We start from the raw sequence: 1,374 nt of genomic DNA on the forward strand, positions 1-1,374 counted from the left end.
GGAACTGCTCCCAGGTGAAGGCCGCGTCCGACCCTTCCGGCCCATAGGCCGTCAGGTGCCAGCGCCAATAGTCGGCGGGCAACAGCTCCAGCGCCTGGTCCATGAAGACGCCGCGCTTCTGGCTGGTCGAGAATTTCCCGCCGTACCAGTTCAGCCAGTTGAAGGCCTTCAGCGTATCGACCGTCTTCCACGGTTCTTGCGAACCCAGGATCGTCGTCGGGAAGCTGACCGAGTGGAAGGCGACGTTGTCCTTGCCCATGAACTGGACGTAGCGCACGTCGTCGGCGCCCGCGTCGGTGCGCCACCAGGAACGCCAGTCGTTCCCGGTCGCCTCGGCCCATTCCTCGGTCGCGCCGATGTATTCGATGGGCGCGTCGAACCAGACGTAGAAGACCTTGCCCTCCATGCCCGGTCGCGGCCCGCCGTCGGGACCGACCACCGGCACGCCCCATTTCAGGTCGCGGGTGACGCCTCGGTCGATCAGCCCCTCGTCCAGATGCTTGTAGGCGATGGACTTGGCCAGGGACGGCCAGTCCTTGGAATCGACCCAGGCGCGGACGCGCTCGGCCATCTTGGTCTGCAACAGATACAGGTGGCGGGTGTCGCGCACCTCCAGGTTCCGGCTGCCCGAGACGGCCGAATAGGGATCGATCAGGTCGGTCGGGTCCAGCAGGCGGCCGCAGTTGTCGCACTGGTCGCCACGCGCGCCGACGTAGCCGCAGTGCGGACAGGTGCCCTCGACATAGCGGTCGGGCAGGAAGCGGCCATCGTCGACCGAATAGATCATCCGGTCGACCCGCTCCTCGATCAGACCGTTGTCCTCCAACACTTTCGCGAAATGCTGCGTCAGGCGGCGGTTGGCGTCCGAGGACGAACGGCCGAACCAGTCGTAGCTGAGGTTGAAGGCCTCTCCGGCCCGCTTCTGGATCTCGTGCTGTTCGTCGCAATAGGTGCGCACGTCCTGGCCGGCGGCGGCGGCGGCCAGCTCGGCCGGGGTGCCGTGCTCGTCGGTGGCGCAGATATAGAGCACCTCGTGCCCCTGCCCGCGCTTGAACCGCGCCCAGACGTCGGCCGGCAGCATCGAACCCGCCAGGTTCCCCAGGTGCTTGATGCCGTTGATGTAGGGCAGCGCCGAGGTGATGAGGATGCGGGTCATGGGTTCCGGGGGACGTAGGGCTTAGGAGGAGTAGGGCTTAGTGGCGAGCGCGGGGCCAGACCGCAAGGGCCGCGTCTCACTTCCTAAGCCCTAAGCTCTAAGCCCTGCGGTCTTGAGACGCCGCGCGATGCGTACGAACCGACCGGTCAGCAGGACCGCCGACACCAGGCTGGCGATGATCACCGCCCAGACCAGGCCGTTGACGCCGATCGCATGCG

At 66.6% G+C, this 1,374-nt stretch carries 1 protein-coding gene; it reads right to left on the reverse strand.

All coding sequences use genetic code 11. From position 1 onward, the window contains the following. The coding region (gene metG / locus V7D63_RS11195; RefSeq protein ID WP_333592360.1) for a methionine--tRNA ligase at positions 1–1,156 on the reverse strand (1,156 nt) is incomplete at its 3' end. Between the last annotated feature and the right edge of the window lie 218 nt (positions 1,157–1,374).

The organism is Brevundimonas sp. (assembly GCF_036732845.1).
Classification (GTDB): domain Bacteria; phylum Pseudomonadota; class Alphaproteobacteria; order Caulobacterales; family Caulobacteraceae; genus Brevundimonas.